13 protein-coding genes are annotated in these 13,395 nt (G+C 67.1%); 6 read left to right on the forward strand and 7 right to left on the reverse strand.

What is annotated here, in order from left to right; genetic code table 11:
• Positions 1-68: 68 nt before the first annotated feature.
• The 3 genes from MRBLST15_RS08100 to MRBLST15_RS08110 all read right to left on the reverse strand — a co-directional run bounded on the left by MRBLST15_RS08100 (position 69) and on the right by MRBLST15_RS08110 (position 3,225).
• On the reverse strand, positions 69-1,262 hold the full coding sequence (locus MRBLST15_RS08100) for an argininosuccinate synthase (protein WP_312705927.1): 1,194 nt from the start codon (positions 1,260-1,262) through the stop codon (positions 69-71).
• Between the two features lie 59 nt (positions 1,263-1,321).
• Positions 1,322-2,332 (reverse strand): N-acetylornithine carbamoyltransferase, encoded by a 1,011-nt coding sequence (locus MRBLST15_RS08105; RefSeq protein ID WP_025876421.1) that lies wholly within the window; start codon positions 2,330-2,332, stop codon positions 1,322-1,324.
• Between the two features lie 329 nt (positions 2,333-2,661).
• Entirely contained in the window at positions 2,662-3,225 is a 564-nt protein-coding gene (locus MRBLST15_RS08110) for a hypothetical protein (RefSeq protein ID WP_265952595.1), read from the reverse strand.
• A gap of 187 nt (positions 3,226-3,412) precedes the next feature.
• On the opposite strand from MRBLST15_RS08110, the gene cysS reads away from it, so the two are divergent.
• The 3 genes from cysS to MRBLST15_RS08125 are packed head-to-tail and all read left to right on the forward strand — an operon-like array spanning position 3,413 to position 6,540.
• Positions 3,413-4,789 (forward strand): cysteine--tRNA ligase, encoded by a 1,377-nt coding sequence (cysS, locus tag MRBLST15_RS08115; protein WP_180166386.1) that lies wholly within the window; start codon positions 3,413-3,415, stop codon positions 4,787-4,789.
• Between the two features lie 54 nt (positions 4,790-4,843).
• On the forward strand, positions 4,844-5,296 hold the full coding sequence (locus MRBLST15_RS08120; protein ID WP_312705929.1) for a SufE family protein: 453 nt from the start codon (positions 4,844-4,846) through the stop codon (positions 5,294-5,296).
• Entirely contained in the window at positions 5,293-6,540 is a 1,248-nt protein-coding gene (locus tag MRBLST15_RS08125; protein ID WP_265952588.1) for an MFS transporter, read from the forward strand. Before MRBLST15_RS08120 ends, MRBLST15_RS08125 begins: the two co-directional genes overlap by 4 nt.
• Before the next feature lie 603 nt (positions 6,541-7,143).
• On the opposite strand, the gene dksA is transcribed toward MRBLST15_RS08125, so the two are convergent.
• Entirely contained in the window at positions 7,144-8,364 is a 1,221-nt protein-coding gene (gene dksA / locus MRBLST15_RS08130) for an RNA polymerase-binding protein DksA (protein ID WP_265952589.1), read from the reverse strand.
• Between the two features lie 273 nt (positions 8,365-8,637).
• On the opposite strand from dksA, the gene yidD reads away from it, so the two are divergent.
• Genes yidD through MRBLST15_RS08145 form a run of 3 tightly spaced genes read left to right on the forward strand, consistent with a single transcriptional unit; the run spans position 8,638 to position 11,088 of the window.
• Positions 8,638-8,892, forward strand: a complete 255-nt coding sequence (gene yidD / locus MRBLST15_RS08135) for a membrane protein insertion efficiency factor YidD (protein WP_014037867.1) — start codon at positions 8,638-8,640, stop codon at positions 8,890-8,892.
• A 1-nt stretch (position 8,893) separates the two neighbouring features.
• Entirely contained in the window at positions 8,894-10,240 is a 1,347-nt protein-coding gene (locus MRBLST15_RS08140; RefSeq protein WP_312705931.1) for a dihydroorotase, read from the forward strand.
• The gene (locus tag MRBLST15_RS08145; protein ID WP_312705932.1) at positions 10,240-11,088 is read left to right on the forward strand and encodes a M23 family metallopeptidase; all 849 of its coding nucleotides are present in this window, start codon (positions 10,240-10,242) and stop codon (positions 11,086-11,088) included. The genes MRBLST15_RS08140 and MRBLST15_RS08145 overlap by 1 nt, the downstream gene beginning before the upstream one ends.
• A gap of 167 nt (positions 11,089-11,255) precedes the next feature.
• On the opposite strand, the gene MRBLST15_RS08150 is transcribed toward MRBLST15_RS08145, so the two are convergent.
• From MRBLST15_RS08150 to ubiG, 3 genes are read right to left on the reverse strand one after another with little or no spacing between them, the layout of a single operon-like run.
• Entirely contained in the window at positions 11,256-11,960 is a 705-nt protein-coding gene (locus MRBLST15_RS08150; protein ID WP_265952592.1) for a phytoene/squalene synthase family protein, read from the reverse strand.
• 11 nt (positions 11,961-11,971) lie between these two features.
• Positions 11,972-12,667 carry a phosphoglycolate phosphatase gene (locus MRBLST15_RS08155; RefSeq protein ID WP_367785643.1) on the reverse strand — a complete coding sequence of 232 codons (696 nt, stop codon included), beginning with the start codon at positions 12,665-12,667 and terminating at the stop codon, positions 11,972-11,974.
• Positions 12,664-13,380 carry a bifunctional 2-polyprenyl-6-hydroxyphenol methylase/3-demethylubiquinol 3-O-methyltransferase UbiG gene (ubiG, locus tag MRBLST15_RS08160; RefSeq protein ID WP_033831579.1) on the reverse strand — a complete coding sequence of 239 codons (717 nt, stop codon included), beginning with the start codon at positions 13,378-13,380 and terminating at the stop codon, positions 12,664-12,666. Before ubiG ends, MRBLST15_RS08155 begins: the two co-directional genes overlap by 4 nt.
• Between the last annotated feature and the right edge of the window lie 15 nt (positions 13,381-13,395).

Raw genomic sequence — 13,395 nt, forward strand, 5'->3', positions numbered from 1 at the left:
CAAGGGGGCGCGCCAACGGCGCGGGGATTAGGTGGAATGCGCGGGAGACGCGCGCGCAATTCAATCGCTCAGCGATTGACTTGCGCGTAAAGCGTCGAACTCATGCCGAACAGCTTGATGAAGCCTTCCGCTTCTTCCACGCCCCAGTCGGCCGACTGCGCATAGGTGGCGCCCTTGGTGTTGAGCAGGTGCGGCGACTTCACGGCAACGGCGTCGACGCGACCACCACGGGTTTCCAGCACCACTTCGCCGTTGACCTTGGCCTGCGAGGACTTCAGGAAGGCTTCGATGTCGGTCTTCAGCGGGTCGTGGTAGAAGCCTTCGTACACCAGCTCCACCCACTTGCGCGCCACGTCCGGCTTGAAGCGGTTCTGCTGCTTGGTCAGCACCGCATCTTCCAGCGCGCGGTGCGCGGCCAGCAGCGAGACCAGGCCCGGTGCCTCGAACACGATGCGGCCCTTCAGGCCGATCACGGTGTCGCCGGTGTACACGCCACGGCCGACGCCGTAGGGGGCGAACAGCTTGTTGAGCTGGGCCAGGATCTGCTCGCCCGGCAGTACCTTGCCGTTGAGCTCGACGGCTTCGCCTTCGACAAACTTCAGGGTGACGGTCAGCGGTGCTTCCGGCCATTCGCTGCGCGGTGCGCACCAGCCACGGGCGCCCTCGCCCGGTGCTTCCCAGCGATCGATCTCGCCGCCGGACATGGTCAGGCCCAACAGGTTCTCGTTGATGGTGTAGGCCTGCTGCTTGGCGCGCACGCCGAAGCCACGCTCTTCCAGGTACTTCTGCTCGTAGGCGCGGGTCTGGGTGTGTTCCTTCTGGATCTCGCGGATCGGCGCGATGATCTGGTAGTCACCCAGGGCCTTCACTGCCAGGTCGAAGCGCACCTGGTCGTTGCCCATGCCGGTGCAGCCGTGGGCGATGATGTTGGTGCCCAGTTCGGCGGCGCGCTTGAGCGCGGCATCGACGATCAGGTAACGGTCCGACACCAGCAGCGGGTACTGGCCCTGGTAGCCTTCACCGGCCCACACGAACGGCTTGACGAAGCCGGACCAGATGGCCGGACCGCCATCGACGGTCTGGTGGCTGGTGACACCCAGCTCGGCGGCACGCTTCTCGATGAAATCGCGCTCTTCGTCATCCACGCCGCCGGTATCGGCGAACACGGTATGCACGTTGTAGCCGCGCTCCTGCAGGTACGGCACGCAGAAACTGGTATCAAGGCCGCCGGAGAAGGCGAGAACGACGTCTTTGTTGCTCATGGGGGTATGTCCTGGTAGCGCCGGGCCATGCCCGGCGGAAATGTTCGAATCGAAGAGAATCAGCGCCCGGCAACAGCGGCCATGATCGCCTTCTGCACATGCAGGCGGTTCTCGGCCTCGTTGATGGCGATGCACTGCGGCGAATCCATCACGCCATCGGTGGCCTTGACGTTGCGGCGCAGCGGCAGGCAGTGGCTGAACACACCGTTGTTGGTCAGCGCCATCTTCCGCTCGTCGACGATGAAGTGCTTGAACTGGTCGCGGATCGGCTTCTCCGGTTCCCAGTTGCCGAAGAACGGCAGCGCGCCCCAGCTCTTGGCATACACCACATCGGCACCGGCGTAGGCGCTGTCGATGTCATGGCTGATCTTCAGCGAGCCGCCGCTCTCGGCCACGTTCTGCTCGGCCCAGCCCATGTAGCGCTCGTCGAGGATGTAATCGGCAGTCGGGCACAGCAGCGTCACGTCCATGCCCATGCGGGTGGCGATGGTCAGCGCCGAGTTGGCCACGGCGGTGTTCAGCGGCTTGGGGTGGTAGGTCCAGGTCAGCACGTACTTCTTGCCGCGCAGGTCCTGGGTACCGAAATGTTCCTGCAGGGCCATCACGTGCGCCAGTTCCTGGCACGGATGGGTGATGGTCTCCATGTTGATCACCGGCACCGGCGAGTACCTGGCGAAGCTTTCCAGCACGACGTCCTGGCGGTCGTAGGCCCAGTCGACGAACTTCGGGAACGCACGCACGGCGATGATGTCGCAGTAACGGCCGAGCACCTTGGCCACTTCAGCGATGTGCTCTTCGGTATCGCCATCCATCACCGTGCCGAGGTTGAACTCGATCGGCCATGCATCCTTGCCCGGCTGCAGCACCACCGCGTGGGCACCGAGCTGGAACGCGCCCAGTTCGAAACTGGTGCGGGTACGCATGGACGGATTGAAGAACACCAGCGCGATCGACTTGCCCTTGAGCTGGTCGCCGAGCTTGTTGCGCTTGAACAGCGCAGCCTGGGTCAGCAGCGCGTCAAGTTCGCTGCGGCTCCAGTCCTGGGTGTTCAGGAAGTGCTTGGGGGACATCATCATTCCTTGCATGAGCGGCGCCGGTGGCCGACGCGGTGGAAGGTGGAAGGGAAAACCGGGAACCAGGGTGGTACGAAAAGGTTGCAGATGAAGCTTTCAGAACGCGAAAACGAAAAAACCCAGCCGGCGGGCTGGGTTTTTTTCGGACGAACAGCAGAAAGCTCCGGATTACCCAGCGAGAATGTGGGGTTCCGGTCGACGGGCACGCGACGTCATGCCAGTGGCCTGGCGGGCGGCGCTGCTGTCGTGCTGGAAGTCGGTAAGCTTCATTGGTCGGCAATCTTTACATGCAGCCGGGGCCGGCGCAAGAGGCCGGCGTCGCAGAATCAGGGGGTGCCGGCGGCAGCCTGCTCCGGGCCCACCCAGGGGGTGATAGAAACCCGGATCTTCAGCCGGTTGCCCGGGTCTTCCGGCAGCCGTGAACGGTACTTGGTGCCCTTGTAGACATAGTCCACGTCATAGGCGATGGGGCGGCGGAACTCGCGCCCGACAGGCACGATACGACAGTCCCGGGTCAGCATCGGGCCCGTGTTGGCCGGGGCCGGGGCGGGGGTTTCCGCCGGAAGCTCTTCCAGCACGTCCTCATCGCTGCGCTTGAACATCGAGCGCACCGAATCCCACAGGCGGCCGATGCGGCCCTTGTCCTCGACCGGCTCTTCGCCGGTGACGTTGACCGGGGCCAGGGTGCGGGTCGAGACCGGCTCGCAATGCTCCTCGGTACGGGTTGCGCGCAGGGTCTGGAACACCGGCTCCACGTTGAGCACCTGGGCGTAGTCGAACTTCACGTTCTCCACGATCACCACCCGGTTGCGGGGCTCGGCCTCCTGGGCCAGGACCACGGCGGGCAGCGCCGACAGGCAGGCCAGGGTCAGCAACGCGGTGGTTTTCATTGGCGAAGGGAGCAGGGACACGGCAATAGTGTAGGCAGTGGTGACCGCAAGGGGCTGAACATTACCCGTCCGCGCCGTTCCTGCCCACCCCACCCGGGCCGCCGGTGACGTCCACCGGTGGCAACGGTCCCCCCAAAGGGCCCCGACACGTTCTAAAATCACAGGCTTGTCCCCCAGTCACAGACCCATGACCCTGCGCCTGCACAACAACCTGACTCGCCAGCTCGAACCGTTCACCCCGCTCGATCCGGCCTGTCCGACCCTGTATGTGTGCGGCCCGACGGTCTACAACTACGTGCACATCGGCAACGCCCGTGGACCGGTGGTGTTCGGGGTACTGGCCGATCTGCTGCGGCGGCGCTTCGGCGCCCTGCGCTACGCCCGCAACATCACCGACGTGGACGACAAGATCAACACCGCCGCGCGCGAGCAGGGGGTGCCGATCAGCACCATCACCGACCGCTTCGCCGCCGCCTACCGTGAAGACATGGCCGCGCTGGGCGTGGTGCCGCCGGACATCGAGCCGGAAGTGACCGCGCACATGGCGCAGATCATCACCATGATCGAGCAGCTGGTCAGCAGCGGGCATGCCTACGCCGCCGAAGGCCATGTGCTGTTCGCCGTCGGCAGTTTCGAGGGCTACGGCAAGCTGTCGCGCCGCGATCCGGACGAGATGCTGGCCGGTGCCCGGGTCGAGGTCGCTCCCTACAAGCGCGCGCCCGGCGACTTCGTGCTGTGGAAGCCATCCGGCGACGACCTGCCCGGCTGGGAATCGCCCTGGGGCCGCGGCCGTCCGGGCTGGCACATCGAGTGCTCGGCAATGGCCGCCGCCCACCTGGGTGAGACCATCGACATCCATGCCGGTGGCGTCGACCTGCAGTTCCCGCACCACGAAAACGAGATCGCGCAGAGCGAGTGCGCGCACGGCGGCAAGGTGTTCGCGCGCTTCTGGCTGCACAACGGCATGCTCAACTTCGGCGGCGCCAAGATGAGCAAGTCGATCGGCAACATCGAGCGCGTGCACGACCTGGTGCGTAAACACGCCCCCGAAGCGCTGCGCCTGGCGTTGCTGTCGGCCCATTACCGGCAGCCGCTGGACTGGTCCGACGCGCTGATCGAACAGTCCGGGCGCACCCTCGACCGCCTGTACGGCACCCTGCGCGAGTTGGCCGATGTGGCCGCCACGGCAGTGATCCCGGCAGACATCGAAGCGGCATTGGATGACGATCTCAATACGCCGCAGGCGCTGGCCGAAGTGGCCCGTATCGCCGGTGAAGCGCGCCGCGCCACCGATCCCGGCGAACGCGCACGCTTGAAGAGCGAACTGCTCGGCGCCGGCCTCGCCCTGGGCCTGCTGCAGGCCGATCCGGCGCAATGGTTCGGCAACGCCGCTGGCGACAGCGACGACGACGCGCGTATCCAGGGCTTGATCGACGAACGTGCGGCGGCCAAGCAGGCGCGCGACTTCGCCCGTTCCGACGCCATCCGCGACCAGCTGGCCGCCGAAGGCATCGTGCTGGAAGACACCCCGCAGGGCGTGCGCTGGTCGCGCAAGCGCGGCTGACGTGCCCTGCCCCGTGGCCGGTCCGCCGGCCACGCCCCCACTGTAGAGACTGTTGTGATCGACTCCCCGTTCCCGCTTGAACCCACCGCCGCCGAGGCACAGACGGCCATCGCCGAGGAATTCGGTTTCTTCGGCGACTGGTCCGAGCGCTACCAGTACCTGATCGACCTCGGCCGCAAGCTGCCCGCCTTCCCGGAAGAATGGAAGACCGAAGAGCACCGCCTGCTCGGTTGCCAGTCGATGGTCTGGATCGTGCCGGAAGGCAATGCGCAGTCGCTGCGTTTCCACGCCATCAGTGATTCGGCCATCGTCTCCGGCCTGATCTTCCTGGCGCTGCGCGTGTACTCCGGGCGCACCGCGCAGGAGATCCTGGCCACCGAACCCAGCTATATCCAGGATATCGGCCTGTCCCGCCACCTGTCGCCGACCCGCAGCAACGGCGTGGCGGCGATGCTGGCCTTCATCCGCGAGACCGCGCAGGCCCAGCTGCAGCGCGATCCGTCGTGAGCGAACCTGCCACGGCCGAAGACACCGCGCTGGGCCTGCTGTCCCGGCCCGGTTTCGCCCGGCTGCTGGCGTATCGCATCTTCGCGATGCTGTCCTACCAGGTGGTCGCGGTCACCGTCGGCTGGCACATCTACGAGGTCACCCGCAATCCGTTCTCGCTGGGCCTGATCGGCCTGGCCGAGGTGCTGCCGTTCTTCTGCGTGGCCCCGTTTGCTGGTTATCTGGTGGATCATCTGCCGCGCCGCAAGCTGGGCATGGTCGCCTGTTCCGGACTGATCGCCACCGCGCTGGTGCTGACCAGCGTAGCCAAGGGCTGGCTGCCGGTTGAGGGCGTGTGGCCGATCTATGCAGCCATCGCCCTGACCGGCATGGTCCGCGCCTTCCTGTCGCCGATCTACAACGCGCTGTTCGCCCGCGTGTTGCCACGTGAACATTTCGCCCGTGGCGCCGGCCTCGGCGCCGTGGTGTTCCAGACCGGCATGATCGCCGGCCCGGCACTGGGGGGCGTGCTGGTCGGCGTCGGTGGCAAGGGCCTGTCCTATGCGGTGGCCACGGCCTTCGCGCTGGTGGCGATGGGCTGCCTGGCCACGCTGAAAGTGGAAGAACCGGTGCATGCCGGCCCAGCCGCGCCGATCTTCAAGAGCATCGCCGAAGGTGCGCGCTTCGTGGTTGGCAACCGGATCATGGTCGGTGCCATGGCGCTGGACATGTTCTCGGTACTGCTGGGCGGCGTAGTGGCGATGCTGCCGGCGTTCCTGCACGAGATCCTGCATCACGGTCCGGAGGGCCTCGGCATCCTGCGCGCGGCCCCGGCACTGGGGTCGGTGTGCGTGGGCCTGTGGCTGGCGCGCCACCCCCTGCACCGCAACGCCGGTCGCGTGCTGCTGTTCGCCGTGGCCGGCTTCGGCCTGTGCGTGATCGGCTTCGGCCTGTCCCAGCACTTCTGGCTGTCGGCGTTGATCCTGCTGTTCTACGGCGCCTTCGACGGCGTGTCGGTGGTGATCCGCTCCACCATCCTGCAGCTGGCCACGCCGGAAGAGATGCGCGGCCGGGTATCGTCGATCAACGGCATCTTCATCAGCTCGTCCAACGAACTGGGCGCGTTCTATGCCGGCACCATGGCCAAGGTGCTGGGGCTGGTACCGGCAGTGGTGCTGGGTGGGTTCGCGGTACTGAGCGTGGCCGGGATCACCGCGTGGAAGAACCCGACGCTGCGGAAATTGAATCTGCGTGATCTGCAGTAGCGTCGGCTCGTCGTTTCCGCGACAGCGGGTTTACGTGCGCCGACGCACTGGTAGCGCCGGGCCATGCCCGGCGGCCCTTTTCCGCGACCGCGGCGAAAACGCGCCGCCATCCGCGAGCCGGCGCTGCGCACCGGTGCCCTGCGCTCCTCGGTGAATCAGGGGACGGCACCGAACTCGCTGCGCTCAAACAGCGGTGCCTCTTCGCCCCTGATTCCCCTGCGGTGCTCGGCTCGCTACAAGGCGGACCCAACAGCCGCGAGCATACGCATGGCCGCTCCTGGTAGAGCCAAGCCATGCTTGGCTGCTCTTGCTCTTGCTCTTCCCTGCCCGCCGGCTTCGGCCTGAGCCGAGCGTGGGCTCGGCTCTACAGCGGCCGCACATGCAGGGAAGCGTCGAGAGCCTGCGGGCGGGTCCGGGCAGGACCGTCCGCAGCATGGATGCCGCTGCCGAGCTTACAGGGATGTACTTGCAGCGTGTCCTGCCCAAACCCGCCCGCAGGCTCACCCCGATACCCGGAAGGCGCTGCTCTACACAGCCAACTCGAACCCAACAAAAAACCCGGCCGAAGCCGGGTTTTTCGCATGACATCACAACGAACCGGAATCAGTCGCCCTGCTGCTTCTGCAGGTGCTCCCAACGCTCCTGGGCGTCGATGGTGCGCTCGGCGGTCAGGCGCGCTTCGAGGCGCTCCAGGCCGATTTCTTCACCGGTGTCCACGCAGTACCCGTAATCACCCGCTTCCAGGCGCTTGAGGGTGCTGTCGATCTTGCCGATCAGCTTGCGGTAACGGTCACGGGTGCGCAGTTCCAGCGAGTTCTCGGTCTCGCGGGTCGCGCGCTCGGCTTCATCGCCGATGTCACGCACTTCCTCACGCAGGTTCTCGATGGTCTGCTTGGACTCTTCCACCAGGTCGGCGCGCCAGTTCTGCAGGCGCTGGCGGAAGTATTCCTGCTGCAGCGGGCTCATGTACTCCTCGTCCGAGGCCGGCTTGTAGCCTGCCGGCAGGATCGGGCGGCCAGTGGCCTCGTCGGTCTTGTATTCGACGACCTTGTACTTGCTGCGCGGCGCAGGTGCCGACGAACGGGCGGCGACGGCCACAGCGACCTTGCCCACGGGGCGGGTCACGGTCTTCGGAGCGGAATCGGATTTCACGGCGGTTTTAGCAGGCGATTTCGAAACGGGCACGGGATTCTTGGATTGCGGGGCGGTCGATGCTGCAGAAGCGGCGGCCGGGGCCGGCTTGGGGGCCGGTTTGGCTGCTGCCACTGCCGCGGTCTTGGCCGGGACAGACTTGGCCGGGGCCGGCTTCGCAGCTGGCTTCGGTGCGGACTTCACTACAGGGGCCGGCGTCGGCTTGGCAGCCGGCGTGGCGACATTCTTGGCAGCCTTGGCAGCAGGTGCCGGCTTGGCAGGCACCACCTTCTTTGCTGCCGGCTTCGCAGCAGGCGCGGCGGCAACCTTCTTCACCACCGCCTTAGGCGCCGGCTTGGCTGCTGCCTTCTTCGGTGCCGGCTTGGCAGCGGCCTTCTTCACCGGCGCAGCCTTGCTGGCAACCTTCTTCACCGCCGGCGCCTTCTTACTGGCAGCGACAGGTTTGGCCTTGACCGGCGCAGCGGGTTTCTTCGCCACTGCCGGCTTGCCGGACTTGGCCGGCGCTTTCTTTGCGGTGGCCTTCCTGGCCGCCGGTTGTGAGGATGCCGCCTTGGTCACCGGCTTGCTGGCCGGCTTCTTGGCAACGGGCTTGGCCGCCAACTTCTTCACAACAGGCTTGGCGGTTTTCTTGGCGGCCTTGACGGCCTTCTTTGCAGTTTTTTTAGCAGCCACGAAACGCTCTTCCTTGGATTCCCCGGGGCCCGGGAAAGCGGGCCTTTATAGCCTACCCGACCCGCAGCAGCAACCTCGGGGGCCCGCTCCATTCAGTCCAGGAGTCAACGGGTCCAAGGCGCGGTCCGACGAACACGGACCGCCTTGCGCGGTACGGAACCTGTCCGGCACCTGGAGGGGTGCCGATAGCGGTCGCAGGCCATCTACGACATGCGACCAACGGCCCATCCTGCACAAATGCGGCCTTCATGCCAACTGGCTTAAGATGACTGAGTGATCTCGCGCCTGCTCATCGCCCTGCTGCGCTTCTACAAGCGCTTCATCAGCCCGCTGCTGGGGCCTCGCTGCCGTTTCGTGCCGAGCTGCTCTGAATACGCCATGGACGCCATCTCCCGGCACGGTCCGCTGCGCGGCAGCTGGCTGGCCGCGCGACGGCTGGGCCGCTGCCACCCGTTCCATCCCGGCGGCTTCGATCCAGTGCCCGAATCTCCCAACGCCCCTTCTTGCCGTTGCACAGGAAAACACTGACATGTCCTCCACGCTCATCACCAACGCCCGCCTGGTCAACGAAGGCCGCACCTTCGAAGGCGACCTGCGCATCGAGAACGACCGCATCGCGCAGATCGGCAAGGGGTTGACCCCGCGTGATGGCGAACAGGTGGTGGATGCGGCCGGGCGCTGGCTGCTGCCCGGGATGATCGACGACCAGGTGCACTTCCGCGAACCGGGCCTGACCCACAAGGGCGACATCGCCAGCGAATCGGCCGCGGCCGTGGCCGGTGGCCTGACCAGCTTCATGGACATGCCCAACACCAACCCGCCGACGCTCGACTCGACCATTCTTGAGGCCAAGTACGAGCTGGCCCGCGGCCGCGCCTGGGCCAACTACGGGTTCTACCACGGTGCCAGCAACGACAACCTGGAGGCCATCCGTGCGCTCGACCCGAAGAAGGCGCCGGGCGTGAAGGTGTTCATGGGTGCGTCCACCGGCAATATGCTCGTCGACAACCCGGAAACCCTGGACGCGATCTTCCGCGAGTGCCCGACCCCGATCATCACGCACTGCGAAGACACGCCGATGATCGATGCCAACCTGAAGGCCTTCCAGGAAAAATACGGCGACGCGCTGACCCCGGAGATGCACCCGGACATCCGATCGCGCGAAGCCTGCATCAAGTCGACGCGGCTGGCGATGTCGCTGGCGCGCAAGCACGGCACCCGCCTGCACGTGCTGCACATCTCCACCGCCGACGAACTGGCGCTGTTCGAGAAGGGCCCGCTGATCCGTGCCGACGGCACCCGCAAGCAGATCACCGCCGAGACCTGCGTGCACTTCCTGCACTTCGCCCGCCCGGACTACGCCACCAAGGGCAACCTGATCAAGTGCAACCCGGCGATCAAGGACGTGGCCGACCGCGAGGCGATCACCGCCGCATTGGCCGACGACGTGCTGGATGTGCTGGCCACCGACCACGCCCCGCACACCTGGGAAGAAAAGCAGAAGCCCTATGCGCAGGCGCCGTCCGGCCTGCCGCTGGTGCAGTACGCGCTGGTCGCCGCCCTGGAACGCGTGCACGAAGGCAAGCTGACCCGCGAGCAGGTGGTGCAGAAATTCGCCCACGCTCCCGCCCAGCTGTTTGATGTGGAAGAGCGTGGCTTCCTGCGCGAAGGCTACTTCGCCGACCTGGTGCTGGTCGAAGACGTGCCGTTCACCGTCAAGCGCGAGGACGTGCTGTCCAAGTGCGGCTGGTCGCCGTTCGAAGGCACCACGTTCCAATCGCGCATCGCCTCCACCTGGGTCAACGGCCAGCTGGTGTGGGACGGCAGCACGCTGGTGGGTCAGCCCGCCGGCCAGCGCATGACCTACGACCGCTGATGCGTTCGGCACTCATGTTCGGGGCGCTGCTGCTGGCGACGCCCCTGTTCACCGCACCGACGGCACAGGCGCAGGACGGCATCGGCGACCTGATCGACAGCCGCGTGGTGTTCCCGGCCAGCGCGTCGCAGGGCGCGCTGGTGATCGGCAAGGTTCCCGCCGGCAGCAGCGTGCGCTACGCAGGCCGCGACCTGCGCGTGAGCAGCTACGGCAGCGTGGTGTTCGGCATCGGTCGCGATGAGAAGGGACCGCTGCAGGTACAGATCCGCCGGCCGGATGGCGGCAGCGAGACGGCCACCATCACGGTGACCCCGCGCGACTGGCCCACCGAGCGGGTCAACGGCGTGCCGCCGAAGACGGTCAATCCGCCGCCGGCCATCGCCGAGCGGATCAAGCGCGAACAGGCGCAGGTCACCGCGGCGCGCGCGCGCGACGACAACCGCACCGATTTCACCCAGACCTTCATCTGGCCAGTGCAGGGCCGCATCAGCGGCCGCTTCGGCAACGCCCGCGTCTACAACGGCCAGCCCGGTTCCGGTCACTCCGGCATGGACATCGCAGTGCCGACCGGCACTCCGGTGAAAGCACCGGCTGCCGGGGTGGTGACATTCGCAGGCCCCGATCTGTACCTGACCGGCGGCACCCTGCTGCTCGACCATGGCTTCGGCGTCAGTTCGAACTTCCTGCACCTGTCGCGCATCGACGTGAAGGTCGGAGACCGCGTCGAACAGGGCCAGGTGATCGCCGCCGTTGGCGCCACCGGTCGCGCGACCGGCCCGCATCTGCACTGGGGCATGAACTGGTTCGACACCCGCATCGACCCGCTGCTGGTGCTGGAACGGAAATAACGCCCATCGCCCGTTGCGGTGGTGGGCCGCTGCCGTAGAGCCGAGCCCACGCTCGGCTGCTGTTGGCCATGAATAGCCGAGCATACGCTCGGCTCTACAGACAGCATGCAATCAACCCTGCAGGGGGTAGCGCCGGGCCATGCCCGGCGAGCGAAGCGGCCGAGGGCTCAGCCGCGCGCCGCCCACCACACACGCAGCAGCGTGCGCACCGGCGTCGCTTCAATCGGCTTGCCGGCGGCCTGTGCCGCCAGGCGGGCACGCGCCAGGCTCGACCACACGCGGCGCGCGCGCGGACCGGGCACACGGGCGCCCCACCCTTTCAGCAGCTGCTGCGCCCAACGCTGTTCGGCATTGCCGGCGTCCTCGTCCAGCAGGCTGCGCGGCACGCCGGCCACGCCAGCATCCTGCAGGCGCTGGGCCAGGGTCTGCAGCAGCACTGCACGGCCAGCGCCCTTGCGCGGCGTGTCGGCAAACACCACCGCTTCGACCGCAGCCACTGCTTCGGCATAGTTGCCCAGTGCGCGCTCGGCAGCGGCAGCGTCCAGAGCGACGGTGCGCGCCTCGACCAGATCCGGCAGCGCCTCGGCCAGCTGCACCCACGGTGCCCGCACCGGCTCCAGCACGCGTCCCAGCGGATGCCGCGAACGCTGCGCGGCCCAGCTGCGCAGTTCCTCGCCCCACCAGGCCAGCTTGGCGTCGGCCGGCAGCGGGTCGCCACTGGTGTTGAGCATGTCATCGAATTCCTGCAGCAGCGCGAACCACGCCAGCGCCACAGGGCGCTGCGGTTCGGCCACGAACGGCTCAGCCACCGACCATTCCGGCCAGCGGCTGCGCCACTTGTCGAGGAAACTGTCCAGCGCGGTACTGCTCACTACGTTGTTCCTTACGGCTGGGCCGGGGTCGCCGGCCGGGTCGGCCAGAGGCTGGCCAGTTGCAGGAGTTCGGCGTTCTCGACCAGCACATCGGCCTGCCAGGCCAACGGGTCATCGCTGTGCAGGCGGTAGCCCCACAGTGCCGCCACCGACGGCATGCCGGCGGCACGCGCGGCGATGATGTCGCGCTCGTCGTCGCCGACATACACGCAGTCTTCCGCTGCGATGCCGATCAGCTGCGCGGCGTGCAGCAGCGGCAACGGATGCGGCTTGCGCTCGGCCAGGGTGTCACCACCGACCAGCACCGCGCAGCGCTGCTGCCAGCCGTACTGCGGCGCGATCAGCCGCGCCAGGTACTCGGGCTTGTTGGTGACGATGCCCCACACCGTACCGGCCGCGTCCAGCGCATCGAGCATGCCGGCAACGCCGTCGAACAACACGGCGTGCTGGCCGATCGAGGCTTCGTAACGCTGCAGGAACTCGGGAATCAGCGCATCGCGCTCGGCCGCGTCCAGTTCTGGAAACGCGGCCGACACCATCGCCCGCGAGCCCTTGGACACCACCGGACGCAACTGCGCCGGATCGATCGGTGCACGGCCACGCTCGGCCAGCATTGCATCGAGCGTGGCGACGAAATCCGGTGCGCTGTCCAGCAGGGTGCCGTCCAGGTCAAACAGCACCGCACGCGGAAATGCTGCGGCGGTCACGGCGCCTTGACCGCGTGGGCCAGGTAGTTGATGTCGGTGCGGCTGCTCAGGCGGGCGCGGTTGCGCCACGGTTCGTAGGCCATGCCGCTGACATCGGCCAGCTGCAGGTCGGCCTCGCGCAGCCAGCGCGCCAGCTCGGCCGGCTTGATGAATTCCTGGTAGTGGTGGGTGCCCTTGGGCAGCAGCCGCGCCACGTACTCGGCACCGACGATGGCCACGGCAAATGCCGCCGCGGTGCGGTTGATGGTGGACAGGAACAGGTGGCCGCCCGGCTTCAGCAGGCGCTTGCAGGCCTCGATGATCGCGCCCGGATCGGGCACGTGCTCGAGCATTTCCATGCAGGTCACCACGTCGAAGCTGCCCGGCTGTTCGGCGGCGAGGTCTTCGGCGGCCTGTACCCGGTAGTCGACGCTGACACCACTTTCCAGTGCATGCAGGCGCGCGACCTTGACCAGCTCCGGCGCCAGGTCGATGGCGGTCACCTCGGCACCGGCCTGGGCCAGCGCTTCACTCAGCAGCCCGCCACCACAACCGATGTCGAGCACGCGCGCACCGCGCAGCGGCGCGCGGTCGGCAACGTACTGCAGGCGCACCGGATTCAGTGCGTGCAGCGGCTTCTGCGGGCCATCGGCGTCCCACCAGCGGTTGGCCAGCGCGGCGAACTTGTCCAGCTCGGCCTGATCGAAATTGGAAGAAGCGTGGGGGGCTGTCATGACGGTTGTCCTTGC

This window comes from Stenotrophomonas sp. LST15-1-1.1, assembly GCF_040815575.1.
In the GTDB taxonomy this organism is placed as follows: Bacteria; Pseudomonadota; Gammaproteobacteria; order Xanthomonadales; family Xanthomonadaceae; genus Stenotrophomonas; species Stenotrophomonas lactitubi_B.

Coding starts and splice junctions, on each gene's coding strand:
- MRBLST15_RS08145 (WP_312705932.1), top strand. CDS start 10,240: ATGCGTTCGGCACTCATGTTCGGGGCGCTGCTGCTGGCGACGCCCCTG.
- MRBLST15_RS08140 (WP_312705931.1), top strand. CDS start 8,894: ATGTCCTCCACGCTCATCACCAACGCCCGCCTGGTCAACGAAGGCCGC.
- cysS (WP_180166386.1), top strand. CDS start 3,413: ATGACCCTGCGCCTGCACAACAACCTGACTCGCCAGCTCGAACCGTTC.
- ubiG (WP_033831579.1), bottom strand. CDS start 13,380: ATGACAGCCCCCCACGCTTCTTCCAATTTCGATCAGGCCGAGCTGGAC.
- MRBLST15_RS08105 (WP_025876421.1), bottom strand. CDS start 2,332: ATGTCCCCCAAGCACTTCCTGAACACCCAGGACTGGAGCCGCAGCGAA.
- MRBLST15_RS08110 (WP_265952595.1), bottom strand. CDS start 3,225: ATGAAAACCACCGCGTTGCTGACCCTGGCCTGCCTGTCGGCGCTGCCC.
- MRBLST15_RS08100 (WP_312705927.1), bottom strand. CDS start 1,262: ATGAGCAACAAAGACGTCGTTCTCGCCTTCTCCGGCGGCCTTGATACC.